Genomic DNA, 26,130 nt, shown 5'->3' on the forward strand with positions numbered 1-26,130 from the left:
CTGTTAACTCCTCGTTTCAGCTTGTTCTTTTTCTGTTACAGTTAGATCCGTTTCTGTTAAACCAAAGATACGTTTAAAATGCGCAATGCTTGTGTCTGCTTCCTCTTCCACTGACATTTCTTTTAATTCTGAGATAGGTTGTTTTAGCATTTGATTAATGATGCTTTTCATATGTTTTCCGATTTGGATGTATTCGCGTTCTGTTAGGCCGGGAAGTTTATTTTCTAGGCTAGTCATAGTAACTTCTTGCATATCTAGCGCTTTTTCACGCAAGGCACGAATCACAGGAACGACACCAAGTTGTTTTTCCCATTCAAAAAAGCTTCGAACTTCTATCTCAATCGTATTTTCAAGCTCTTGAACAATTCTTTGGCGTTCTAATGAATTCGCACTTACAACTCCAGCTAAATCATCAATATCGTACAAATGGAAATTGGGAATATATGAACAATCATGTTCAACATTTCTTGGTAAACCGATGTCAATCACAAGCATAGAACTCGCTTTTTGTTCCATTAATTCTTGCATGTCTGCTTGTTTGATGATTGGTTCTGAGGCGCTAGTTGATACAAGAACGATATCTGCAAGCAATAAATGGTCATTCATATTTTCATATGCGCCCACTTTTGCTTGAAATTGATTAGCAAGCATTTCTGCATTGGCTTTAGTACGGTTGATTATCGTTATATCTGCAATGCCACTTCCGGCGAGGTTTTGCAAAGCAAGTTCGCTCATTTCTCCTGCGCCAATAAGGACGATTTTTTTGTTATCTAAGGAACCATATAATTTTTTGGCAACTTCCACAGCTGCATAACTGACAGAAACGGCATTTTCGTTAATTTTCGTGTGGTGATGTACTTTTTTTGCAAAAGTAACGACTTCACGGAAAAGTTTATTTAAAAGTGTACCTGTTGTACCGGTTTGTTTGGCGATTTCGAATGCATGTTTTACTTGTCCGAGAATTTGCGTTTCCCCAAGTACAAGTGAATCGAGTCCCGCGGTTACTTTATATAAATGATTGACGGCGGCTGTTTCTTCATGGAAAAACAAATAAGGCTCAATTTTTTCCATATCCATTTGAAACCAATTAGCCATAAAACGTTTTAGGTAATATCTTCCTGTATGTAATTGATCGACAACTGCAACAATTTCGGTTCGATTGCATGTTGAAATAATAACATTTTCGAGGATACTTTTTTCCTGCAGTAATGTTACTAAGGCCATTTCTTCTTCGGTTTCTTTAAAAACTAATTTTTCGCGGATGTCGATTGGTGCTGTGTGATGATTCAGCCCCATGGTGAGAATAAACATTCGATAATCCTCCTAAAATTAAATTGAACTCTAATACATTCTACCACTTTTCGATGTGTACACCAAATAGTCCGTTTTTGTATTTAGACGGAAAAAAGAGCTGGATTTTTCATTCCAACTCTTTCTATTATTCCATTCCTTCTTTGATAAACTGCCATGCTTCGTCTTTTCCCATTTTTGTTTCAGAGGAGAATAAGACAAATTTGTCGTCTGGATCAAAATCCAAAGTTTCACGGACAATTTTAGCATTTTTTTGCCATTTACTGCGCGGGATTTTGTCTGCTTTTGTTGCTACAACGATGACAGGAATATCGTAATACTTTAGAAATTCATACATCATTCGGTCATCTTCTGTTGGCTTATGACGTAAATCAACAATTTGGATGACACCACGAAGTTGCTCGCGAGAAGTGATATATGTTTCAATCATGACGCCCCATTTTTCTCGCTCAGTTTTCGATACTTTTGCGAAACCATAACCTGGTACATCGACGAAGAAAAGTGCTTCTTCAATTTTATAAAAATTTAGTGTTTGTGTTTTACCGGGTTTTTGCGAAATTCTTGCCATACTTTTGCGGCGAATCATCGTATTAATAAAAGATGATTTTCCAACGTTTGATCGACCTGCAAGTGCATATTCTGGAAGGTCTGTTTCGGGATATTGCTCTGGTCGAACAGCGCTTATTATTAGTTCTACATTATTTACATCCATAATTTTCCATCCTGTTCTATTCATTATCTTTTACTAGTATAACGGAAAAAGAGGAAAAAAGCACCATGAAAAAATACTGCCCCATTGTGAGACAGTATTTTTCGAATTAATATTTGCTTACTTCAGCTACTACTTGTGCAATAAAGGCATCTAAATCCATTGTTTCTGAATCCTTAGAACCGTAACGGCGAACGTTGACCGAACCAGCTTCTACTTCTTGATCTCCAAGTACTAATGCATAAGGGATTTTCTTTGTTTGTGCTTCACGGATTTTATAACCTAATTTTTCATTGCGGTCATCTACTTCCGAGCGAAGTCCAGCGCGTTGCAATTTATCTTGTACGCCTTTTGCATAATCTAAATGGGCATCTGCGTTTACTGGGATAAGTTCCATTTGGACTGGAGCTAACCAAGTTGGGAAAGCACCTTTGTATTCTTCAATTAGATATGCGACAAAGCGTTCCATTGTCGATACAACACCGCGGTGAATAACGACTGGACGATGTTTTTCGCCATCTTCGCCGATATAAGTTAAATCGAAGCGTTCTGGAAGTAAGAAGTCCAGTTGTACAGTGGAAAGAGTTTCTTCTTTTCCGATAGCAGTTTTTACTTGAACGTCTAGTTTAGGACCGTAAAATGCTGCTTCTCCTTCTGCTTCAAAGTAATCCATTTCCATTTCGTCCATTGCGGATTTAAGCATTGATTGCGCTTTTTCCCACATAGCATCATCGTCAAAATATTTTTCTGTATTTTTCGGATCACGGTAGCTTAAACGGAAAGAATAATCTTTAATATCAAAGTCTTTATATACTTCTAAAATTAGTTCGACAACGCGTTTGAATTCGTCTTTAATTTGGTCTGGACGAACAAATACGTGCGCATCATTTAAAGTCATTCCACGAACACGTTGTAATCCAGAAAGTGCTCCACTCATTTCGTAGCGGTGCATCATACCAAGCTCAGCAATACGAATTGGTAATTCACGGTAGCTATGGATGTCGTTTTTATATATCATCATGTGATGCGGACAGTTCATTGGACGTAAAACAAGTTCTTCGTTGTCCATTTTCATTGTTGGGAACATATCTTCATGGTAGTGATCCCAGTGACCACTTGTTTTGTAAAGTTCCACGTTTGCCATAATTGGAGTGTAAACGTGATTGTAACCAAGACGTTCTTCTTTATCCACGATGTAACGTTCGATAACGCGGCGGATAGTCGCACCTTTTGGCAACCAAAGTGGAAGTCCTTGACCAACTTCAATGCTGTTTGTAAATAAATCTAGTTCTTTCCCTAGTTTACGATGGTCACGCTCTTTGGCTTCTTTTTGCATTTGGATAAATTCTTTTAAGCCGTTTTTATCAAAGAAAGCTGTGCCGTAAATACGTTGAAGCATTTTGTTATTGCTGTCTCCGCGCCAGTATGCACCAGCCACGCTTAATAATTTAAACACTTGGATTTTACCAGTCGAAGGAACATGGACGCCACGGCAAAGGTCGAAAAACTCGCCTTGAGTGTAAATTGTCACTGTTTCATCTTCTGGAATCGCTTCGATAAGTTCTAATTTGTAATGGTCGCCGATTGCTTGGAAACGTTTAATCGCTTCTTCGCGAGAAACAACTTCACGCTCGATTGGCACATTTTCACGAACAATTTTTTGCATTTCTTTTTCGATTTCAACGAGTGATTCGTCACTAATAACTGCTTCTGTATCAATATCATAGTAAAAACCAGATTCAATCGCTGGTCCAACGCCAAACTTCACATCTGGATAAAGTCGTTTTAATGCTTGTGCCATTAAATGAGCTGTACTGTGACGCAAAATACCAAGCGCGTCTTCATGATCTGGAGTAACGATTTCGATTGCTCCGTCCTCGTGAATTGGTGTTACTAAATCAAGTAATTCCCCATTTAATTTACCTGCTAATGCTTTCTTTTTTAGCCCTGGGCTGATGGAAGCAGCAATATCCGCTGTTGAAACGCCTGGCTCGAATTCTTTTACTGCACCGTCCGGAAATGTAATTTTCATACTAATCTCTCCTTTTCTTTTTTAAATGTGGTTAGGAGGGCAAAATAAAAAACCCATCCCTCCTGTTGTCAAGGGACGAGTTTATGCTCGTGGTTCCACCCAAGATTCAGAAATAGCTAAAAATAACTACTTCACTCTTGTCGCTTATAACGGAGCGATCCGTCTATTATTACTAGTAAAAAACGTTCCTAATAGAAGTTCCAAGGTGGTCCAAATTTAAGTTCCAATAGAAGGTTCCCAGCTAGCCCTTCCTCTCTAAAATTTTCCGTTAAATTGGTTGTCCTTTTCATCACTTTGTTTTTATATTACTTCACATTATAAGCCCGATTAAACATATTTGCAAGCACTTTTTAGAAACGACGATTTTTACCTTCTAAGTTGACCTCTTTCGACAAATAGCGCACGCGTTCCATGATTCTGCGAGCTTTTAGTTTTTCTTCCATACCGTTTTGAGCAAACATTAAATGATTTTCAAGTTGATCCATATTGTAATTAGACGAGAAGAACGTTGGTAATTCCTCTTGCATCCGGAACTGCAAAATCGCACCAAGTACTTCATCACGTGTCCAAGCCGTCATCGATTCTGCCCCGATATCATCGAGCATCAACACTTCTGTTTCTTTCGCGAATTGGATTTTTTCACCAACAGTATTGTCAGAAATAGACTGTTTCACTTCGCGCATGAACTCTGGTAAATAAACGAGTGTCGTCGAAATCCCTTTCAAGGCAAGCTCTTTCGCAAGCGCGCCTAATAAATATGATTTCCCGGTCCCAAAGCTACCATGAATAAATAAACCTTTCGCGCGTTCCCCGTTTTTGGCAGGATAATTATCTAAAAATTGGTAAGCTTCCACAAGAGCCAACTGACGTGATTCTTCATCTGTATAAAAGTCAGCTAAACTCGCATCGACTACTTGTTTCGGCATATAGAGCGAACGGATTCTCCGCTCCACAGCACGGCGCTTCTCTTCTTCCATTTTCTCTTTCGTCGGATAATAGGTGACGGTGATGAATTCGCCATTAAGAACAAGTTTTGGTGCGTAGCCAGGCATTAATGTTTCTTCTTGCTCGCTAAACTTTTTATGTTGCGTCATAAATTCATATAAATTAGATAGGTTTTGATTCACTAATTGCTCGGTGATTTCTTCTTTGTGCTCCTTGAAAAAGTCTTGAATTGGTTGATAATGGAGAACTTGCTGTTTTAACCCTTGGTATTCTTTTTCAAAGTCGCGTCCTTCAAAAAGCTGTCCTAATGTTCTTTCGATGTTATCCATATTCTTCACCTACCTTTTATTTAGTCGTTCTTTAATTTCACGAACTTGATCTTCGAGAGTTTGTTTTTCTTTGTCAGTCATTTTATTTTCTGCCGGAGCAACTTGTTCTTTATCAAACCAATCCGGTAAAATTTCTTTTCGAGTTGATTTTTGATAATTTCGGTTGTAATTATTCGCTTTAGGTGTAGCTGGTTCTTCTTGTAGACGTTTGTATTTTTCGTGCTCTTGCCATGCGAGATCCATTGCCTCTTTGGCGGTTTTCACGTTTTTTCGTTTCCAGTGAGCTGCGATAGTCATCATATAATTCTTGGAAAGTTTGCGGTCGAGGCGAAGTAACACGTATTCAATTAGCACATTCATCACGGGAACCGGTAAATTTTGCTGATTCATCACTTCTTCTACGACGCGCAAATCGGTTTCAGCAGGCACTGCACCATCTGAAATATCGACCAACAATTGAAATGGCGTGATGCTCTCTAAGTAAACTTGTAATGCTTCCTCGTCATTCAATGCTTCTTCTGTTTCTCGGCTGACCGGTGTTTCCTGCTTCATTTGCAGTTTTGGCGGTGCTCCATTTTCAATTGTATAGCCTTCGCGAACGATTTTTCGCAAATAAACAATGTCGATTTCGCCGTTCGCATCTAGCGCACGATACAAATAGCTTGGCATGTCTTTTTCAGAAACTTGGTAAATTCCGTGCAATTTTAAAATCGTTTGGCGCACTTCTTTTGTTATTTTTTCGCGAGCAATCATCCCCGGCGATAGCAAACTTAAAAATAAATTAAAATCAAAACTAGCGTCATCAAATTCAATTTCTTTCGGCGTCACTTTATCCACTAATACTTGGCTGGACTCAGATGGAACAGCACTGCTTCCGCCTTTAAATGGTTCAAAAACGTCTTGGAATGAACGAGTAATTTCGCTATATGTAGTTGTTTCAAATGTCTCATCTGCAAAAAAGCGACGCAAACGTTGAAACTGCGCATTGCCAATTTTGCTATATAAATAAATATTTAATAAACCATCTGAAAAAAACTTTTCTGGTGATAACGGTGGCAAGATTTCGTAAATATAAAAGCGTTGGTCATGCTCGGTTTTCACATAACTTTTTAAAAGACCTAAGCCTTCTAGTTTTAGTCGTGCCTCGAATAACGCTTTCAAACTAATATCAAGCATATTTAAAAGTTGGACGTGCGAATGCGCTTCTGACCAAAGTCTGTTTTCTTCCACTTCTGTGAACAGTGTTTGGTATAAAGCAAGACATTCCGCCCCCATTAGCGGTTGGTATAACATGGTAATTATTTTTCTGTCGGCGCCCGTCAAGATTCCACTTGCCTTCACTTGATAGCTGTCTACCGCTTGAAGTTCCATCCAAAATTCCGTCAATTTACTCACCTATCTTTATTTTTTTCCATCAAATCTTTTAATTCTTCGACAAACACACTAATATCTTTAAACTGGCGATAAACCGAAGCAAAGCGCACGTAGGCAACTTCATCCAGACTCGCTAATTTATTCATTACTTTTTCACCAATTAAGTCGGAAGCGATTTCGCTGTCGCCAATATTTCTTAATTCGCGCTCCACTTCATTGACAATTTCTTCAATTTGTTCCGCACTAACTGGCCGTTTTTCACAGGCTCTGATTAAGCCACGTCTTACTTTTTCACGAGCAAATTCTTCTCTTGCTCCGTCTTTTTTTACAACTATTAAAGGACTCTCTTCTACCTTTTCAAAAGTGGTAAAACGAAATCCGCATTTTTCACATTCACGTCGTCTTCTGATGGAATTGCCATCATCGGCCGGTCTTGAGTCTACAACACGCGTGCCATTATATTTACAAGTAGGACATCTCACAAAAAATCACTCCTATCCCTAGCATTTCTCTATCTGTTTATTTGTATGCCTCATTATACCATGTGAAACTAAGGGTGGCTATTTGTTCTTAACAAAACGTTCGATAAAAGTAAGAACTTGCTTTCGTGTCTTTTCAAGTGACGTATTATTATCAATCACAAAATCCGCTTTTTTGGCCTTTTCATCAATGCTCATTTGGCTATTAATTCTTGCTAAAGCTTCTTCTTTTGTTAAATCATTTCGCTTCATTAAGCGCTTTAACTCTGTTTCTGGGGTTGTCCAAACAACGACAATCTGATCAACTAACGATTCTAAATGACTTTCAAACAACAGCGGAATATCAAAAAAAACAATTTCCTCGCCCGCTTTAAAATAACGTTCACGCTCCGCTAACATATAGTCTTTCACACGAGGATGCGTAATTTCATTTAACTTTTCGCGTTTTTCTTTATCATTAAAAATAATTTCTGCTAGTTTTGGACGATTTAACGTGCCATCTGCTAGCAAAATTTCTGCGCCAAAGTAGGCAACAATTTCCGCCAGCCCATCCGTTCCAGGTTCCACGACTTTCCGAGCCGCCACATCTGCATCCACTAGCGGAATACCAGCTTGCTGAATCATGTTACTCACAGTTGATTTCCCTGTTGCCACACTTCCTGTTAACCCAATTGTTTTACCCATGATTCCAGCTCGCTTTCTACTTTTGACAACTCGGGCAAAAATGCGTCCCGCGTCCATTTAATTTAATTTTTTCGATTGGTGTCCCACAAATAACACACGATTCGCCTGTTTTTCCGTACACTTTTAGTTTATCTTGGTACTGGCCTAGTTTCCCTTGAGAGTTCACATAAGTTCTAACCGTCGACCCACCAAGCGCAACTGCTTCCGTCATAATGCTTTTGGTCGCTTCAAAAATCCGTTTAATTTCTTTGTCAGAAAGCGAATTTGCCGCTCTTTCCGGACGCACTTTTGCTGCAAAACAAATTTCGTCCGCGTAAATATTTCCTACTCCAGCGACTAATTTTTGATCAAGCAAAGCCGTTTTGATAGCGCGGCTTGTTTTCTTCACGCCTGTTGCAAAATCAGCTAAGGTAAATGCTGGGGTTAACGGCTCTGGTCCTAATTTTTTTATCGACCGTGTTTCCGCCTCGCCGTATTTACTAGTCACTTCCATCGTTCCGAACTTCCGCACATCTAAAAAGCGTAATTCCGTGTGGTCTTCAAAATGAAAAATAATATGCGTATGCTTGCTAACTTCTTCGTTCTCATCCATTAAACGGAATTTACCTTCCATGCGCAAATGAGATAAAATCGTACAGTTCGTCAAATCAAACAGCAAAAATTTGCCACGACGGCGCACGTCTTCTATTTCTTGCCCGACAAGCATATGAACAAATTCATCGGGCGGTGTAGCGACAATCATTTTTGGGACACGGACAATTACTTGATCTATTTTTTTACCTGGGACTAGTTCTTGTAATGTTGCGCGGACATTTTCTACTTCCGGCATTTCTGGCATATATAAACTCCCCGTTTCTCTATTTATTTCGCGTCATACCACGTGTCACCAAATGCACTATCTACTTTAAGTGGTACAGAAAGTTCTACAGCATTTTCCATCACATCTGGTACAATCTCTTCTAATTTAGCGATTTCGGCTTCAGGTGCTTCGAAAATCAATTCATCGTGCACTTGAAGTAATAATTTTGCTTCTAATTTTTCGGATTTTAAGCGTTCGCTCATCAGAATCATCGCTTTTTTGATAATATCTGCGGCACTACCTTGGATTGGCGTGTTCATTGCTGTTCTTTCCGCAAAACCTCGAACGTTGAAATTACGGCTCACAATCTCTGGGATATAACGACGACGATGTAAAATGGTCTCCACATAGCCTTTTTCTTTCGCAAAACGAACGATATCTTGCATGTATTCTTTCACGGCAGGATAGCTAACAAAATAGCGGTCAATAAAGTCTTTTGCTTCTTTCCGAGTAATACCCAGATTTTGAGAAAGACCGTAATCACTAATTCCGTAAACGATACCGAAGTTTACTGCTTTTGCTTGACGACGCATTAGTGAATCCACTTCTTCTTGCTCCACATGAAAAACGTCCATCGCTGTTTTCGTATGAATATCGTAATCGTGTTTAAAAGCATAAATCAGGTTTTCATCTTCCGAAATATGTGCTAAAACGCGTAACTCAACCTGCGAATAATCGGCGGAAAACATTTTCCAACCTGGTTTACTTGGTACAAACACTTGTCTGATTTTACGGCCTTCTTCAAGACGAATTGGGATGTTTTGCAAGTTTGGATCGACCGAACTTAAACGCCCTGTTTGGGTCAGTGTTTGGTTGAAGCGCGTGTGTACTTTATGCGTCTCTTTATCGGTTACTTTAAGCAGCCCTTCAATGTAAGTGGACTGGATTTTCCCCAACTGGCGGTATAGCAAGATTTCGTCAATAATCGCATGTTTGCCAGATAAGCTTTCTAACACATCTGCCGCAGTGGAGTAGCCTGTTTTTGTTTTCTTCACTGGTGGCAGTCCGAGTTTTTCAAATAAAATTACCCCTAATTGCTTCGGTGAATTAATATTGAAATTTTCGCCAGCTAGTGAGTGAATGGACTCTTCTAACGTTTTCAGTCTGCCAGCTAGTTCTACTTTCATATTTTCAAGACGCTCTGTATCTACGCTGACTCCTTGCATTTCCATTTGCGCTAAAACAAATGTTAGTGGTAGCTCTAAATCTTCCATCAAAGCTAATTGTTCATTTTCCTCTAAATCATCGACAAGCCTTTTTTCTAAATCAGCGATCGCTACTGCTTTTCTGGAAAGATGTGCTGCTACGATACTTTCTTCTGGCGTGCTTCGTTTTGCCCCTTTTCCGTACACTGCTTCGTCTGTTTCTACTTCTGTGTAGTCATGACGCACTGCTACACTTGTAAAGTCATCAATGGAATCAGACGGGTTGAGTAAATAGGAGGCTAACATGATATCAAAGGTGATGCCTGAAATAGCAAAACCAATACGATTCATTGCCACCATTGTTTTCTTCGCATCATACACTACTTTCGTTTGGTCACTCTCAACCCATTCGCGGAAAGTGGTACTATTTTCGGCTGTTTCTTTCGTAAAGAAATACGTTCCTTGGCTAGAGTGAATAGTTAGACCAATGAAGTTCGCGGTGTGATAGTTATCATTTTCTAACTCCACATAAAGCGCCGTTTTCCCACCAAAATGTTTCTCTTTTAATTCCGTTACTATTTCAAAAGATAATTCTTTGAGCTCTTTTGTTTCCTCTGGTGTGTCGCCTTCGATATTTTTCAATAATGTCGTAAAGTTCATTTCTTTTAAAAGCGGAATTACTTTTTCTGTTTGGTAGCCGTCGTATTTCGTGCTTTCGACCGTGCATTCAATTGGTGAATCGACATTGATTGTGGCAAGTTCTTTACTTAAAATCGCTAATTCTTTATTTTCCAGCACTTTTTCTTTTAGTTTTTTACCCGAAATTTCCTCGGCATGTTCTAATACGCTTTCTACAGTTCCACCAAATTCATGTAATAGTTTTAAGGCTGTTTTTTCACCTACGCCTGGGATACCTGGGATATTATCTGATGAATCGCCCATTAACCCTTTCATATCAATGATTTGTGCGGGAGTTAGATCGTATTTTTCTTTTAGTGTTTCTGGCGTATTTGTTTCCATGTCCGCTATACCTTTTTTTGTAATATAAACGGTTGTTTTTTCAGAAGCTAATTGCGTTAAATCGCGGTCTCCGGTAATGATGGCCACTTCCAGCCCGTCTGCTTCTGCTTTTTTCGTCAACGTTCCGATAATATCGTCTGCCTCATAGTTGGCAAGTTCATATTGCGGGATATCGTAAGCAGTTAAAAGCTCTCGGATGAATGGAAATTGCTCGGATAATTCACTTGGCGTTTTTTGGCGCCCACCTTTGTAGCCTTTAAAGGTCGTATGGCGAAAAGTGGTTTTCCCCGCATCAAAAGCAACGAGTACATGGCTAGGCTTTTCTTTTTCCAGTACATTCATCAACATCATCGCGAATCCATACACCGCGTTCGTATAGACACCTTTATCGTTATTTAAAAGCGGTAGCGCATAAAACGCGCGGTTCGCAATACTATTTCCATCAATTAATACTAATTTATTCACAGGGATATCCTCCTCGATATTATCATTCACTTGTGTCTATTTTACCATAGGAACATAAAAACAAACCACTTATCCGAATGGGATTAAATGGTTTGTTTTAAATACGTACAATTATCATAAAATATAAAATTACGAACTAGATTTAGAATTCAAATCCGAACAAAATTAGAAATTTTTAATCAACTCATCTGCAAATTCCGAACATTTAACTTCAGTCGCGCCGTCCATCAATCGAGCAAAATCATAAGTTACCGTTTTCGCAGCGATTGTTTTTTCCATTGAACTATTAATTAAGGCAGCCGCTTCACCCCAACCAATGTGTTCAAGTAAAAGCGTTCCGGATAAAATAACCGAAGATGGATTCACTTTATCTAACCCTGCGTATTTCGGAGCAGTACCATGTGTTGCTTCGAAAATTGCGTGACCAGTTAAGTAGTTGATGTTCGCTCCTGGAGCAATACCAATTCCGCCTACTTGAGCAGCAAGGGCATCAGAAATATAATCACCATTTAAGTTCATTGTAGCAACGACATCAAACTCAGCCGGACGAGTCAGGATTTGTTGCAAGAAAATATCTGCAATCGAATCTTTTACTAAAATTTTCCCAGCAGCAAGGGCTTCGCTTTGTTTCGCATCAGCAGCTTCTGCACCTTCCGCATCTTTAATGCGATCATACTCATTCCAAGTAAATACTTTATCACCATATTCACGCTCACATAAATCATAGCCCCAATTTTTGAAAGCTCCTTCTGTGAATTTCATGATATTTCCTTTGTGTACGAGTGTTAATGATTTGCGACCTTCTTTAATCACATATTCAATCGCAGAACGGACTAAACGCTCTGTTCCTTCTTTGGAAATCGGCTTGATACCAATACCAGAAGTTTCCGGGAAACGGATTTTATCAACGCCAAACTCCGATTTTAAGAAGGCGATTAATTTTTTCGATTCCTCGCTGCCTTCTTTAAATTCGATTCCTGCGTAAATATCTTCTGTATTTTCACGGAAAATAACCATATCTGTGTCTTCAGGGCGTTTTACCGGCGACGGAACACCTTTAAAGTAACGAACCGGACGTAAACATACATATAAATCTAATTCTTGACGCAAGGCAACGTTTAATGAACGGATACCTCCGCCAATCGGAGTTGTAAGCGGGCCTTTGATAGCAATTAAATACTCATCAATCGTGTCTAAAGTTGCTTGTGGAAGCCATTCGCCTGTTTGTTTGAATGCTTTTTCCCCAGCTAATACTTCTTTCCATGCGATTTCTTTTTCGCCATTATAAGCTTTTTTTACTGCCGCATCTAAAACGCGTTTTGCAGCTGCCCAGATATCTGGACCAGTTCCGTCTCCTTCAATAAAAGGGATAACTGGGTTGTTTGGTGTTTTTAGCACACCGTTTTCTACTTGAATTTTTTGACTCATAAAGTTTGTTCCTCCTCCATTAAATTCGTTCTTCGACAGGTAAATAACTTCTATTTTCAGGTCCAACGTAAATAGCACGCGGACGAATAAGGCGGTTATCACGATATTGCTCGAAAATGTGCGCTAACCAACCAGATACACGGCTCACAGAAAATACTAAGGTAAATAAGTCTCGGTCAATTCCAAGCGCATGATAAACGGAGGCTGAATAGAAATCGACATTTGGTTTTAAATGTTTTAATTCCCAAACGGCTTCTTCTACTTGCATCGAAATATCAAACCATTTTTCTTCGCCTTTTTCAGCAGTTAATTTTCTGGACATTTCACGTAAATGTTGCGCACGAGGATCTCCGCCGCGATAAACACGGTGACCAAAGCCCATGATTTTTTGTTTTGTATCGATTTTTTCTTGGATGTAATTGCGCACATCGCCGGCTTGATCGATTTCTTCTAACATATCAAACACCCGTTCATTGGCACCACCATGAAGTGGACCTTTTAGCGCACCAATCGCAGCTGTAACGCCCGAATAAACATCCGAAAGCGTCGCCACACAAACACGCGCTGTAAACGTAGAAGCATTAAACTCGTGATCAGCATGCAGCACAAGCGCTTTATTCATTGCTTCCACAGATAACGCATCCGCTTCTTCGCCCGTAATCATATAAAGGAAATTCGCCGCCATATTCAAGTCATCTCTTGGCGGAATCGGATCTAGCCCTCGACGAATTCGAGAAAACGCTGCAACAATGGTCGGCATTTTTGCTTGAAGACGTAGCCCTTTACGGTAAACAGCTTCCCCGTCGTCCAGTTCTGCTTCTGTATCGAATACACCCAGCATCGAAACCGTTGTTCTTAAGACACTCATCGGATGTAATTTTTGGTGGTTCTGCATTCTTAAACTCGTAATAATCGTTTCTGACACAGCCATATTTTCTTGTATTTCTAATTTAAACTTTTTAAATTCATCTTTATTCGGCAAACGCAAATGCCATAATAAGTAAATTACTTCTTCAAAAGAAGCATTGTTTTCCATTAAATCATCAATACCATACCCAACGTACGTTAACATATCGTCGATGATAGAGCTAATGGAAGTCTCAGCAACATATACATTTTCTAACCCTTTAGATAACGTCATTTCATTTCCTCCTTTTATCCTTTTTTACGTATGTACTTATTTGATGAATGCAACTAACTGCATTGCCATGTACGCAATACCCGCTGCAATTACTGGTCCAGCAGCAATCCCTCTAAAAAGCACCACCGCTAAAATGGTCCCAAATACTAGCGAGACAGTTACTTGTGGATCAACAGCCATATAGCCTACACCTTTTTTCGCTAAAATAGAAACAGCAATCCCTGCGCCAAGGCCAATCCAACCAGCTGCCGATTTAAAAGAATCAATTAAATCTTTGAAACCGATTTGCCCAGTGGCGATTGGAATTAAGATGGCAACGGTTATAATCGTTACACCCCAATTAATCCCCTTTGCTTGAATCATTTCCATCACTTTGCCGTCCACATGAAATAGCTTCAATAAAATAACCACAGCTACCGCAATGATCAGCGAATTATTTTTTGCAATAAGTCCGAGAAGTAAAAAAAGAAGTAAAAACAACATACTTTCCGTAAACATATTAAGTCACCTTTCAATATCGCGCATCTAGGAAGCGAGATAACAATTATTATATCATAAACTTACCTTATAGTAATACTAAAATGCCATAAGGAAAATGAATTACCCTTTTTTCAATGAAACCTCTATAGAAAAAATTTTTCCCATAGAGGTTAGCATTACATATCAAAATAATAATATTGTGTGTGTTTCTTTTGATTTCCGAGCCATTTGGTTAATTTTGGTTTTAGTAGCTTGCGTGAAATTGGGATAAAAATGAGCAAACCTAGCACGGTTGTGATGATCCCTGGAATAATTAATAAAAAGCCAGCGATGAAAAAGCATAGACTATCTAATAAATATGGCGCTACTGTACGTCCATCGCGTAAATTTCGGAACAGATTGCCACCTAGACGCTTGAAAATAAAAATACCAAAGGCACTTGATGCTATTTGAATAAAAAGAAGTGGCCAAAAGCCGATTACTTGGAATAGCCAGACATACATAATTAATTCTATTAAGCCGTATAAAGCCCAATAAAGGATAAATTTTCTCATAAAATCAACTCCAATACTTACTGACTATTATAACCTATTTTGCCACAATCGAAAAACAATACAGTGTCCACATAAAAAAAGCGCCCCGCATGCGGGACGCTTTTAGAAAATTAAATTTTAGTGTGTTGCTGTTTTGCCGTTATATACAACGCCTTGACGAGAATCAACCGTGATGATTTCACCGTCTTTTACAAGAGATGTTGCATCTTTAGCACCAACGATGACAGGAATGCCAAGGTTGATTCCAACAACTGCTGCGTGGCTAGTTAAGCCGCCTTCTTCCACAACAACTGCAGCACTTTTCTCGAATGCAGGAAGGATTTCTTTATCTGTTGTTTTAACGATTAAGATTCCGCCTTCTTCTGCTTTTTGAAGTGCTTCTGCATTGGATTTAGCAACGATTGCTTTACCAATTACAGATTTGCTGCCAATTCCTTGGCCTTTAGCAACTTTTTCACCAATTAATTGGATCTTCATTACGTTAGTTGTTCCGCTTTCTGTAACTGGAACACCAGCAGTGATGATGATTAGGTCGCCTTGTTTTGCAACGCCAGAAGCAAGAGATTCTTTTACTGCAAGGTCGAACATTTCGTCTGTGTTGCTAACTGGAGTAGCTAGACGAGGATAAACGCCCCATGAAAGAGCTAAGCCACGATATACATGCTCGTTGAATGTTACTGCAACGATATGAGATTTCGGACGGTATTTAGAAATCATACGCGCTGTGTGACCACTTTGAGTCGCAGCAACGATTGTTTGTACGTTTAGGTTTTTCGCAGTATGGCCAACTGCTTGACCGATAGCTTCTGTCATATCCGTATTTTCATGAAGTTTAAGCGCAAATTTGTCTTGAGCTACTAATACTTCTTCAGTACGAACAGCGATTTTCGCCATCATTTTAACTGCTTCTACTGGATAGTCCCCAGCAGCTGTTTCACCGGATAACATAATTGCATCAGTTCCATCAAAAATCGCATTCGCTACGTCACTTGCTTCAGCGCGAGTTGGACGTGGGTTACGTTGCATGGAATCAAGCATTTGTGTTGCAGTAATAACAGGTTTACCAAGTTTATTACATTTTCTGATAAGTTCTTTTTGTACAATCGGAACTTCTTCAGCAGGAATTTCAACACCTAGGTCACCACGAGCAACCATTAAACCTTGAGATACTTGTAAGATTTCGTCGATGTTGTCAACGCCCTCTTGGTTTTCGATTTTAGGAATGATTTGTACGTGAGTTGCATTATGCTCTTCTAAAATTTTAGTGATTTCAAGAACATCTGTAGCGCGACGTACAAAAGATGCAGCGATAAAATCGATACCTTGTTCTAAACCGAAGCGGATATCAGCAGCATCTTTTTCTGTGATTCCTGGCAGGTTGATAGAAACATTTGGTACGTTAACACCTTTTTTATTTTTAAGTACACCTGGGTTAAGTACTTTAGTTACTAATTCGCGAGTAGCTTCGTCTTTTTCGATTACTTCAAGACCGATTAAACCATCATCAAGTAAAATGGAAGATCCGATTTCTACATCATTGTAAAGTTCGCCGTAAGTAACGGAGAATTTTTCTTTTGTTCCTTCAACTGGAGTCATGGAAACACGTACAACATCACCTGTTTGGAATTCTAATTTCCCACCAACCATGTCGTTTGTACGGATTTCTGGACCTTTTGTATCAAGTAAGATTGCCACTTGTTTACCAGTTTTTTTCGATGCTTCACGGATATTTACAATACGCGCACCGTGCTCTTCAAAGTCTCCGTGAGAGAAATTAAGACGTGCTACGTTCATTCCTGCTTCGATCAACTGAACTAAAGTGTCAACTGACTCACTTGCAGGACCAATTGTACAAACAATTTTCGTTTTTTTCATGTTATTACTCCTCCTAGAACTTAGCTATTCATTCGTATTTATTATAAACATATCTTCCCCATTTTACCAGTAACAACCTTGTAAAACAAGTCAGTTTGTGAATAAAAGCGCAACCGTACTATGTGGTAACGATAACAGGAAAACGTTTTCCAGATTGTTACATCACGCTAATTAACGATTTACTTCTCTTTACCCACAAAGTTTATTTTTAATACGTTACTAAAATTTTTCACAAAGAAAGGCTACCATGCTTTGTCATGGCAGCCAGCTCTTCAGCCGTTTTAAATCGACAAAATAGATGCAAGATCAAATAATTTTTGATCAAGAGTGTGTTTTTCTTTCAAAATTTCACTAATGTCATTTTCGACAATTCTATTTTCACGGATTCCAACAGCTAATCCTCCGCGGTTTTCTAACAATAATTCTACTGAGCGCGCACCAAGACGACTTGCAAGTACACGGTCAAATGCAGTTGGGCTACCACCACGTTGAACATGTCCAAGAACCGTTACACGTGCATGATAATCGCCATATTCAGCTAATTGTTTGGCAAAGTCATTACCAGACATTACGCCTTCTGCAACAACGATAATACTATGTTTTTTACCACGTTCGCGACCTTTGTTCAAACGATCCACGACATCATCCATGTTAAAGCTTTCTTCTGGAACGATGATAGCTTCAGCGCCACCAGCAAGACCAGACCAAAGAGCGATATCACCAGCGTCACGACCCATAACTTCAATAATGAAAGTACGTTCATGACTTGTAGCTGTATCGCGGATTTTATCAAGTGCATCAAGAACCGTGTTCAATGCAGTATCGAAACCAATAGTAAAATCAGTTCCAGAAATATCATTATCAATAGTTCCTGGGATACCAATAGTCGGGAAGCCACGTTTTGTAAGTGCTTCCGCTCCGTGATAAGAACCATCTCCACCGATAACAACAAGGCCATCGATTTGATGTTTTTTCAGTTGTTCGATTCCTTTAAGTTGTCCTTCTTCTGTAGCGAATTCAGGATATCTTGCGGAATAAAGGAATGTACCTCCGCGGTGAAGTAAATCACCAACAGAACCTAATTCTAATTTACGAATATCGCCATTGACTAGCCCTAAAAAGCCATAGTTAATACCGTAAACTTCGAGTCCTTCATAGATTGCTTTCCGTACAACAGCACGAGTGGCTGCGTTCATTCCTGGAGCGTCTCCTCCACTTGTTAAAATTGCAATTCGTTTCATTTTACTTACCACCTCAGACAATGATATTGTTTTTCATCACATGTGTTTATTCTACATGAAAAAAGGTCAAATGAAAAGCTCCAACAGAACACTTTTTTTAAGTACAAGCTTGATAAAACGCCATTTCGAACATCGGTCTATTCCGATTCACCCTCGAAATGGCTTTATAGCTTAAATAGACGTAATTGGTCTATACTTGTGAAGAAATAAACTTTCTTTCATCCTTTGGCATATACCGAAGAAGCGGATTTCCTAAAATAAGGAAATCCGCTTCTTAAATCATTTATAAAGTCTCGTATACACCGATTTTCTTGAATTTCTCATAACGTTGATCCATTAATTGATCTTCAGAAAACGCCATTAAAGCATGTAAAGACTTCGTGATAGCTTTATTAATTTCTTTGGCTTGCGCTGTTAAATCACGGTGCGCACCGCCTTTTACTTCTGGAATAATTCCATCAGTAATGCCTAAATCAAACAAATCGCCAGCTGTAATCCGCATAGACTCTGCTGCTTTTTTCGCCTGACTAGCATCTTTCCATAAAATTGCCGCTGCTCCTTCTGGTGAAATAACCGAGAAAACGGCATTTTCAAGCATGAAAATCTGATTTCCAAGACCAAGAGCAAGTGCACCGCCGCTTCCCCCTTCACCAATAACGATAGAAATAATTGGTACTTTCATATCGCTCATTTCATAAAGGTTTCTAGCGATTGCTTCACTTTGTCCGCGTTCTTCCGCAGCACGGCCTGGGTAAGCGCCTTTTGTATCGATGAAGCAAATAATTGGTCGACCAAATTTATCTGCTTGTTTCATCAAACGTAACGCCTTACGGAAACCTTCTGGATGCGGCATACCAAAATTACGATGCAAATTATCTTTTGTATCTTTACCGCGTTGGTGTCCGATAACAGTTACCGGAGTACCATTAAAAGTAGCTATACCACCGACAATTGCAGCATCATCACCGAAAGCACGATCACCGTGAAGTTCCATGAAATCTTCAAATAATAGTGGAATGTAATCCAGTGTCGTCGGTCTCTCTGGATGGCGAGCTACTTGAAATTTATCCCAAGCAGTCATATTACTATAAATGCTTGATTCCAACTTCGCTAAACGTTTTTCCAGTTTTTCGATTTCGTTGGTTAAGTCCACATCGGAAGTTTCATTGTATTCTTTTAAGTCAGCGATTTTACTTTTTAATTCTAAAATCGGTTTCTCAAATTCCATCTCATTCGCCATCAACGTCACCTCCTGCTTCAGGTGTTTTCACGTGAATACTTAAAATAAAACTTAATTTATTTTGCAAATCAAGACGTGAAATACAATCATCTAGTTGTCCGTGTTTTAATAAGAATTCTGCCGTTTGGAAGTCTTCTGGTAACTCTTCACGAACGGTTTGCTCAATAACCCGCCGGCCAGCAAAGCCGATGAGTGCGCCTGGTTCTGCAAAATTATAGTCTCCAAGTGATGCAAAACTAGCAGAAACGCCACCAGTAGTTGGGTGTGTCATAACCGTAATAACTAGCCCACCGTGGTTGCTAAATCGTTTAAATGCAGCAGAGGTTTTCGCCATTTGCATAAGTGAAAGCATCCCTTCTTGCATACGTGCACCACCAGAAGCAGTGAAAATAACAAATGGTTTATTTGTTTTATCAGCGTCTTCTACAGCACGAAGGATTTTTTCCCCAACAACGGAACCCATGCTCGCCATTCTAAAACGAGAATCCATCACTGCAATAACAAGTGGATTACCATCAATAGTCGCATGACCCGTAACAATTGCCTCATTTAAACCAGACTTTTGCTTATCTTTCTCAATTCGATCCATATAATCTTCAAAACCAAGTGGATTTGCTGTCGTCAAATTAGCATCGATTTCTTCAAAAGATCCTTCATCAACAAGCATATCGATTCGTGCATTTGCCCCAATTGGATGGTGAAAACCACAATAATTACATACCATAAGATTTTTTTGCAATTCTTTGGTATACATTATTTTTTTACATTCTGGACATTTTGTCATAATACCTTCTGGAACATCTGCTTTTGTTCCGTCAGAAGGAATTGTGGCATATTTTCTCTTTTTTGGTTTTGTAAACAAGTCTCCTAACAAGGATAACCCTCCCCATTTACGCTTTCTATTGTGGTTATTAACGATTTTTAATGTTGTAAAAATAAAAAATGAATAATGACATGAAACATAAATCAACCGCATTTTTCCACAAGAAGACAAAATGCCAGTCTATCCGAATCATAACTGGACAGACTGCGCAATATTGTTTTCCACGTTAAACTATAACATACTTTCTATAAATATAGAAAGTCTAAGATCACTTAATTACGACATTCTCTTTACCAAGCAATGCCATTAGCGCTTCTTGCAACTCATTTGAGGCTGTTACTTGAATATTTTTCAGCTCGGCGGTTTGCTTCGTAATTGCTTGGTGGACGATAACCTTACTATCGCCTTTGTAGCGCGCTAAAATGGGTTTGATTTGTTCCATTTGTTGTGGTTCTGTTAATTTTAAAAACAGTCTCACTGGCGCTTTAATTTCTTTTAAATCTTCGGCTTTATTGACGATTAATTGGAGTTCCCCGTTTCTCGTATCTGCTTTGACTTGCAAAAAGAGAATTTCTCCTTTTTGGGCAAAGTTTGCGAACTTACGATAACTTTCCGGAAACATAACTGCGCTAAGTTCTTTGGACTCATCACTAATTGTTAAGAAACACATCGTTTCGCCTTTTTTCGTTCTGATTGATTTTACTTCGTGGACATAGGCTGCCACTTGATGGTTTTTACCAGAAGTAACGTTCGCAAGCCTTGTGATAGCAAGGTTTTGTAATTTATTTTGATAATACGATACGGGATGCGCTGACACGTATTGACCAGTGTATAATTTTTCTTTCTCCAGTTTTTCATCAATTGAAATAGGCGCGGTTTTCCGATATTTTGGTTTCATCTTCTTCAAAAATTCGTCATCTTCCACGAAAAGATTCATCCCTTTTGAATCTTCACCGAGTAGTGAAATATATTGTAATACCGCATCAATTGTTGCCAAGATCGTTGCTCGATCTTCGCCAAATTCGTCAAAACAACCAGAAAATACGAGTGCTTCTAAAACGGTTTTTGAGAGTATTTTATGTGGCATTCTTTCACAAAAATCAAAGAAATCTTGGAAAGGCGCTTTTTTTCGTTCGTTAATAATTTCTAAAATGAATTTGGTTGGCACTTTGCGAATAACGCGGAAACTATAACGGATAGATGCTTCGTTCTCCATTTGGAAGTAGTAATTACTATGATTGATACTCGGCGCCAACATTTGGATGCCGTAGTTTTTTGCTTCTGTGATATACTGAGAAATTTTATCGTCATTGCCAAAAACAGAGCTAAGAAGTGACGACATAAATGCTGCTGGGAAATGGGCTTTCAGATAGGCTAGTTGGAAAGCAATTTTTGAATAGGCTGCTGCATGACTGCGGTTGAAGCCGTAGTTCGCGAATTGGACAATCATATCATACACTTGATTGGCGCTACTTTCTGGATAACCTTTACTTTTAGCTCCCTCCACAAAGTGAATCCGTTCTTCGTTTAGGACGTCCGCTTTTTTCTTACTGACTGCTCGTCTTAACAAATCAGCTTCTCCAAGCGAAAATCCAGCCATTTGGTTCGCGACTTGAATGATTTGCTCTTGGTAAACGATAACGCCGTAAGTCACTTCTAAAATGGGCGCCAAATCAGGATGCGGATATTGAATTTTTTCTTTCCCGTGCTTTCTAGCGATAAACGTATCGATTTGTTCCATTGGGCCCGGACGATATAGTGCATCTACCGCGACAACATCTTCAAAAGAAGTTGGCTTTAATTTTCGGAGCACGCGGCGAATTCCGTCTGATTCGAATTGGAATACTCCAGTCGTATCGCCTGTTTGGAACAGTTTTAATGTTTTTTTATCTTCTAAGGAAATATCCGCTAATGTTAACGGCGTTTCTCTAGCGTAATTAACCGATTTTAAAACGCGATCTAGTAAACTAAGATTTCTAAGTCCAAGAAAATCCATTTTAAGTAAGCCGATTTTTTCTAATTCTCCCATGGCAAACTGGGTTAAGCGCGCGTCCCCACTACCTAATTGCAGTGCAACTTGTTCAACTAGCGGCTTATCACTAATAACAATTCCGGCAGCGTGCGTCGAAATATGGCGCGGCAAGCCTTCCAGTTGGCAGGCAACGTCCCAAATCATTTCGTTTTCTTTGGAACTTTTAATATGATTTTCTAAACGCGGACTTTCTTGCAATGCTTTTTGTAAAGTGATACCTAATTGGCTCGGAATCAGCTTAGACCATTCAGATAACAGAACAGAATTCAAACCAAAACTCCTCGCTGTATCACGAATCGCCGCTTTGGCAGCTAATGTTCCGAACGTGCCGATTTGCGCCACATGTGCTTCTCCGTATTTAGAAACAACATAAGAAATCACTTCATCCCGGCGATTATCTGGGAAATCCAAGTCAATATCGGGCATCGTAATCCGTTCCGGGTTTAAAAATCGCTCGAATAACAAATTATAACGAATTGGATCTACATCGGTAATTCTAAGCGCATAGGAAACAAGTGATCCCGCCGCAGAACCCCGACCCGGCCCCGTTAAAATTCCAGCTTCTCGAGAATAACGAATCACATCCCAGACAATCAGGAAATAATCCGCAAAACCCATTTCTGTTATAACTTTTAACTCATAATCTAAACGAGCTTGATATTCTTCGGCTAATAAACCTCGTTCTTTTAAGCCAGCATAAGCAGTTTGACGTAATACTTCAGACGCGTTTTGTGCTTCATCAAGAGGGAATCTTGGTAACAAATGTTGGTCTAAAGCAATTTCAACATGGCAACGTGCTGCTAATTTTTCCGTTTCAAGGCATGCTCGTTTCTCAAAATCCGTTTGCCAGTCGCGTTCCATCTCATCTTGTGAGGTAAAATAGTTTGGCCCTGCAAGTGGTAAAGTTGTCCAGTCTACCGTCCGATTATCGCGAATCGCCGTTAAAACTTCCTTCGCTTGTGCATCTTTCGGTTCCATGTATTGGACATTTTTAGTCGCAACGACCGCTACACTCTCTTCCTCGGAAAATGCTTCTATTTTTGCGAACAAACGCGGATTTTCTTTTTGGGCTGACAAATAGACGGATTCTTTGCCGAAAATATCGACTAAGTTTCCGTAAGCCTCTAATGCGCCGTCACGGTTTTCCTCCATGAGAAGACGTTCCACTTCTCCCTTCGCACCAGGTGAGATAGCAATTAAATCACTGCTATACGCACGCAACCAGCTTTGTGGTAACTCTGGTCCTTCTTCGCGCGTTTGAATGGCACTCGCGATTTTTAGTAACTCGTGATATCCAGCGGTTGATTCCGCAATTAATATCAACTCATATGAATTAATTGGATTTAAGTAACCTTGAATTGTTACCGTCATCCCGATAATTGGTTTTATATCCGCCGCTAAACACTTTTGATAAAACTCGACTACTCCGTAAAGTACATTTTTATCCGTAATTGCTAAGGCTGGATAATGGTATTCTTTTGCTTTAGCGATTAGCTTATCGATGGACGCTGTACTAGATAGCAAATCATAAGCGCTCGCAACTTGTAAATGAACAAACCCCACTATCCTCTCTCCTTTCAAAACTCTCTTTTTCCATTATATCGGTTAAGCTAAAAAAAAGAAAGTGTGTTCGTGTTTTTATATAAAAATAAAGCCAGATAATTAATCCGACTTTATTTCTTCTTTATTTAGTTGCGCAAATGAGTTGCAATTTTGCCGTCATTTCTTTGATTTCTTCTTCATTATGCAGTGTTGCTCCAGAAGCAAGCGGATGTCCACCGCCGCCATACTCTTTAGCTAATTCATTGATAACCGGACCCTTCGAACGTAAACGGGCTCTGAAAACCGGCCCTTCTTGGATGAACATAATCCACGCCTTGATTCCCGCCACATTTTCAATACAAGAAACAAGTGCAGAAGCGTCGCGCGGATTTACATCAAACTCGTTTAAAAGTGTATCACTTAAATAAACCGTTGCCGCGCCATTTTCGTCCATCACAAAGTTTTGCAAAATGTAGCCCGAAAGCTTCACAGTATTTTTTGGAAGTTCATATAATTCACGGTAAAGCGCCGGACGGTCAAACGGAAACGTCACTAAATGCGCGGATAGACGCAGTGTTTCTTCCGTGGTGCTCGGATATAAGAACCGACCAGTATCACCAACAATCCCAGCATAAAGAAGTCGCGCTGCTGTTTCATTCAAAATTAATTCATCGGAAAATGCTTCCCAAAATGCGACAATCATTTCGCTACAAGAAGAAGCTGTCGTGTCTACCCAAAGTAAGTCACCGTAAGCATCATCGTTTGGATGGTGGTCAATCTTGATTAATTTGTTGCCTTTGTTAAATCGTCCATCCGAAACGCGCTCTTGATTCGCCGTGTCACACACAATCACAAGCGCATCCTTATATATATCGTCCGTTATTTCATCCACCACACCAAGAAATTGGAGCGATACTTCATCATTTCCAACCGAATACACCTTTTTCTCAGGAAAACTAGCCCGGATAATTTCCGCAAGCCCCATTTGCGAACCGTAAGCATCTGGATCTGGTCTTACATGTCGATGCAAAATAATCGTTTCAAATTGCTTTATTTGTTGTAAAATCTCACTTTTCATTGTTTCGCCTCTGTTTCTTTTTAACGTTCCATCATTTGACAAGCAACAATTGCTTTTCCGGTCAAAATTCCTTCTAAGTAAAGCTCGACATCTAGTTTCCCAGCTTTACGCCCCATTTCCAAAATCCGTGGTTTAATCACGATTGTCGCGTCCATTTGAACAGGTTTTAGAAAATACATCGTCACGTTTTCAATCGCCACATTACGTTTTTTCATGGAAAATAGTTTTTGCTGTACAACATCACAAACTACTTGCGTAAAGACGCCGTACGATAAAGTCCCAAGTGAATTCGTCATTTGCGGACTTACTTTAAATTCATAATCCGCTTCTTCACCAGTATCCGCTTTTTCCGAAAGTTGGTTCGCAATTGTGTCGTCAATCGTTTCACCGACTTGCGGTTGTTTTTGAATCATTTGCATGGATTTTAGAATATCCTGTCTGCTGACAATGCCGATTAACGTTAAATCATCTTTGACGACCGGGATTACTTCAATGCTTTCCCAAATCATCATATGCGCCACCGAGGCCACGCTCATTTTCGGCCCAACCGTTAGCGGATTTTTCGTCATTACGCGTTCAATCGAAATGCTCGGATTTTTTTCTAAAATGTCTTTACTCGTCACCATTCCAGTCAGTCGCATCGCCCGGTTAACAACAGGAAAACGGCTATGTCCAGTCGCTTCTTCCATTTTATGCCAATCTGCAACTTTATCCGATGTGGACAAAAATGCAGTCGTTTCTAGTGGTGTTAAAATATCCTCGACAAACACCACTTCTTTTTTAATCAATTGGTCATAAATCGCGCGGTTAATCATCGTTGCTACCGTAAACGTATCATACGAAGTCGATAAAATAGGCAATTCTTTCTCATCCGCCAACTGTTTTACTTCGTCGTCCGTATCAAAGCCACCAGTAATCAATACCGCAGCACCGCGTTTCAAAGCAAGTTCATGCGCACTCACCCGGTTTCCGACGATTAATAAGTTACCAGCATCTGTATAACGTTCCATCGCTTCCACGGTCATCGCGCCAATCACAAACTTATTCAGCGATTTATATAATCCAGCTCGACCGCCAAGCACTTGTCCATCAATCATATTAACAATTTCAGCAAAAGTTAATTTTTCGATGCTATCTTTTTGTTTCCGCTCAATTCGAAGTGTCCCTACTCGTTTAATAGTAGAAACAAAACCAATAATTTCCGCGTCTTTAATTGCCCGATAAGCAGTTCCCTCACTTACAGACAAGTTTTTCGCGATTTTCCGCACAGATATTTTTTCTCCGACTGCAAGATTTTCAATGTATTTTAAAATCTGTTCATGTTTTGTGGCCACGACTCGTTCA

At 39.5% G+C, this 26,130-nt stretch carries 20 protein-coding genes and 1 other annotated feature; all 20 genes read right to left on the reverse strand.

Going from position 1 to position 26,130, the window contains the following annotated elements:
* Positions 1–3: 3 nt before the first annotated feature.
* The gene (gene hemA, locus HCJ30_RS06635) at positions 4–1,311 is read right to left on the reverse strand and encodes a glutamyl-tRNA reductase (RefSeq protein ID WP_185391464.1); all 1,308 of its coding nucleotides are present in this window, start codon (positions 1,309–1,311) and stop codon (positions 4–6) included.
* Positions 1,312–1,438: 127 nt separating this feature from the next.
* Complete coding sequence (gene yihA, locus HCJ30_RS06640) at positions 1,439–2,023, reverse strand: ribosome biogenesis GTP-binding protein YihA/YsxC (protein WP_003723242.1); 585 nt, start codon at positions 2,021–2,023, stop codon at positions 1,439–1,441.
* A gap of 106 nt (positions 2,024–2,129) precedes the next feature.
* A complete protein-coding gene (gene thrS / locus HCJ30_RS06645) occupies positions 2,130–4,052 on the reverse strand; it encodes a threonine--tRNA ligase (RefSeq protein ID WP_185391465.1) in 1,923 nt (640 codons plus the stop codon).
* A gap of 68 nt (positions 4,053–4,120) precedes the next feature.
* Positions 4,121–4,351 (reverse strand) — a binding site (T-box leader).
* 51 nt (positions 4,352–4,402) lie between these two features.
* Positions 4,403–5,326, reverse strand: a complete 924-nt coding sequence (gene dnaI / locus HCJ30_RS06650; RefSeq protein WP_185391466.1) for a primosomal protein DnaI — start codon at positions 5,324–5,326, stop codon at positions 4,403–4,405.
* 9 nt (positions 5,327–5,335) lie between these two features.
* The gene (locus HCJ30_RS06655) at positions 5,336–6,712 is read right to left on the reverse strand and encodes a replication initiation and membrane attachment family protein (protein WP_185391467.1); all 1,377 of its coding nucleotides are present in this window, start codon (positions 6,710–6,712) and stop codon (positions 5,336–5,338) included.
* Between the two features lie 5 nt (positions 6,713–6,717).
* Complete coding sequence (gene nrdR / locus HCJ30_RS06660; protein ID WP_003762439.1) at positions 6,718–7,182, reverse strand: transcriptional regulator NrdR; 465 nt, start codon at positions 7,180–7,182, stop codon at positions 6,718–6,720.
* Positions 7,183–7,260: 78 nt separating this feature from the next.
* Positions 7,261–7,863, reverse strand: coding sequence for a dephospho-CoA kinase (coaE, locus tag HCJ30_RS06665; protein ID WP_185391600.1), 603 nt, complete (start codon positions 7,861–7,863; stop codon positions 7,261–7,263).
* A 16-nt stretch (positions 7,864–7,879) separates the two neighbouring features.
* Positions 7,880–8,701 (reverse strand): DNA-formamidopyrimidine glycosylase, encoded by an 822-nt coding sequence (gene mutM, locus HCJ30_RS06670; protein WP_185391468.1) that lies wholly within the window; start codon positions 8,699–8,701, stop codon positions 7,880–7,882.
* A 23-nt stretch (positions 8,702–8,724) separates the two neighbouring features.
* On the reverse strand, positions 8,725–11,352 hold the full coding sequence (gene polA, locus HCJ30_RS06675; RefSeq protein ID WP_185391469.1) for a DNA polymerase I: 2,628 nt from the start codon (positions 11,350–11,352) through the stop codon (positions 8,725–8,727).
* 165 nt (positions 11,353–11,517) lie between these two features.
* Complete coding sequence (gene icd, locus HCJ30_RS06680; RefSeq protein WP_185391470.1) at positions 11,518–12,780, reverse strand: NADP-dependent isocitrate dehydrogenase; 1,263 nt, start codon at positions 12,778–12,780, stop codon at positions 11,518–11,520.
* Between the two features lie 19 nt (positions 12,781–12,799).
* Entirely contained in the window at positions 12,800–13,921 is a 1,122-nt protein-coding gene (gene citZ / locus HCJ30_RS06685) for a citrate synthase (protein WP_185391471.1), read from the reverse strand.
* A gap of 36 nt (positions 13,922–13,957) precedes the next feature.
* Positions 13,958–14,419 (reverse strand): DUF441 domain-containing protein, encoded by a 462-nt coding sequence (locus HCJ30_RS06690; protein WP_069009767.1) that lies wholly within the window; start codon positions 14,417–14,419, stop codon positions 13,958–13,960.
* Positions 14,420–14,577: 158 nt separating this feature from the next.
* The gene (locus tag HCJ30_RS06695) at positions 14,578–14,955 is read right to left on the reverse strand and encodes an FxsA family protein (RefSeq protein WP_185391472.1); all 378 of its coding nucleotides are present in this window, start codon (positions 14,953–14,955) and stop codon (positions 14,578–14,580) included.
* Positions 14,956–15,072: 117 nt separating this feature from the next.
* On the reverse strand, positions 15,073–16,830 hold the full coding sequence (gene pyk / locus HCJ30_RS06700) for a pyruvate kinase (RefSeq protein WP_185391473.1): 1,758 nt from the start codon (positions 16,828–16,830) through the stop codon (positions 15,073–15,075).
* A 281-nt stretch (positions 16,831–17,111) separates the two neighbouring features.
* Complete coding sequence (gene pfkA / locus HCJ30_RS06705; RefSeq protein WP_008947937.1) at positions 17,112–18,071, reverse strand: 6-phosphofructokinase; 960 nt, start codon at positions 18,069–18,071, stop codon at positions 17,112–17,114.
* A 283-nt stretch (positions 18,072–18,354) separates the two neighbouring features.
* On the reverse strand, positions 18,355–19,311 hold the full coding sequence (locus tag HCJ30_RS06710) for an acetyl-CoA carboxylase carboxyltransferase subunit alpha (protein WP_185391474.1): 957 nt from the start codon (positions 19,309–19,311) through the stop codon (positions 18,355–18,357).
* The gene (gene accD / locus HCJ30_RS06715; protein WP_185391475.1) at positions 19,301–20,185 is read right to left on the reverse strand and encodes an acetyl-CoA carboxylase, carboxyltransferase subunit beta; all 885 of its coding nucleotides are present in this window, start codon (positions 20,183–20,185) and stop codon (positions 19,301–19,303) included. The genes HCJ30_RS06710 and accD overlap by 11 nt, the downstream gene beginning before the upstream one ends.
* A 217-nt stretch (positions 20,186–20,402) precedes the next feature.
* Entirely contained in the window at positions 20,403–23,729 is a 3,327-nt protein-coding gene (gene dnaE / locus HCJ30_RS06720) for a DNA polymerase III subunit alpha (protein WP_185391476.1), read from the reverse strand.
* A 121-nt stretch (positions 23,730–23,850) separates the two neighbouring features.
* Entirely contained in the window at positions 23,851–24,786 is a 936-nt protein-coding gene (locus HCJ30_RS06725; protein WP_185391477.1) for a DHH family phosphoesterase, read from the reverse strand.
* 20 nt (positions 24,787–24,806) lie between these two features.
* Complete coding sequence (ytoI, locus tag HCJ30_RS06730) at positions 24,807–26,120, reverse strand: CBS-HotDog domain-containing transcription factor YtoI (RefSeq protein WP_185391478.1); 1,314 nt, start codon at positions 26,118–26,120, stop codon at positions 24,807–24,809.
* Between the last annotated feature and the right edge of the window lie 10 nt (positions 26,121–26,130).

The organism is Listeria cossartiae subsp. cossartiae (assembly GCF_014224155.1).
In the GTDB taxonomy this organism is placed as follows: domain Bacteria; phylum Bacillota; class Bacilli; order Lactobacillales; family Listeriaceae; genus Listeria; species Listeria cossartiae.

Coding starts and splice junctions, on each gene's coding strand:
- hemA (WP_185391464.1), bottom strand. CDS start 1,311: ATGTTTATTCTCACCATGGGGCTGAATCATCACACAGCACCAATCGAC.
- yihA (WP_003723242.1), bottom strand. CDS start 2,023: ATGGATGTAAATAATGTAGAACTAATAATAAGCGCTGTTCGACCAGAG.
- thrS (WP_185391465.1), bottom strand. CDS start 4,052: ATGAAAATTACATTTCCGGACGGTGCAGTAAAAGAATTCGAGCCAGGC.
- dnaI (WP_185391466.1), bottom strand. CDS start 5,326: ATGGATAACATCGAAAGAACATTAGGACAGCTTTTTGAAGGACGCGAC.
- coaE (WP_185391600.1), bottom strand. CDS start 7,863: ATGGGTAAAACAATTGGGTTAACAGGAAGTGTGGCAACAGGGAAATCA.
- mutM (WP_185391468.1), bottom strand. CDS start 8,701: ATGCCAGAAATGCCGGAAGTAGAAAATGTCCGCGCAACATTACAAGAA.
- icd (WP_185391470.1), bottom strand. CDS start 12,780: ATGAGTCAAAAAATTCAAGTAGAAAACGGTGTGCTAAAAACACCAAAC.
- citZ (WP_185391471.1), bottom strand. CDS start 13,921: ATGACGTTATCTAAAGGGTTAGAAAATGTATATGTTGCTGAGACTTCC.
- HCJ30_RS06690 (WP_069009767.1), bottom strand. CDS start 14,419: ATGTTTACGGAAAGTATGTTGTTTTTACTTCTTTTTTTACTTCTCGGA.
- HCJ30_RS06695 (WP_185391472.1), bottom strand. CDS start 14,955: ATGAGAAAATTTATCCTTTATTGGGCTTTATACGGCTTAATAGAATTA.
- pyk (WP_185391473.1), bottom strand. CDS start 16,830: ATGAAAAAAACGAAAATTGTTTGTACAATTGGTCCTGCAAGTGAGTCA.
- pfkA (WP_008947937.1), bottom strand. CDS start 18,071: ATGAAACGAATTGCAATTTTAACAAGTGGAGGAGACGCTCCAGGAATG.
- HCJ30_RS06710 (WP_185391474.1), bottom strand. CDS start 19,311: ATGGCGAATGAGATGGAATTTGAGAAACCGATTTTAGAATTAAAAAGT.
- HCJ30_RS06725 (WP_185391477.1), bottom strand. CDS start 24,786: ATGAAAAGTGAGATTTTACAACAAATAAAGCAATTTGAAACGATTATT.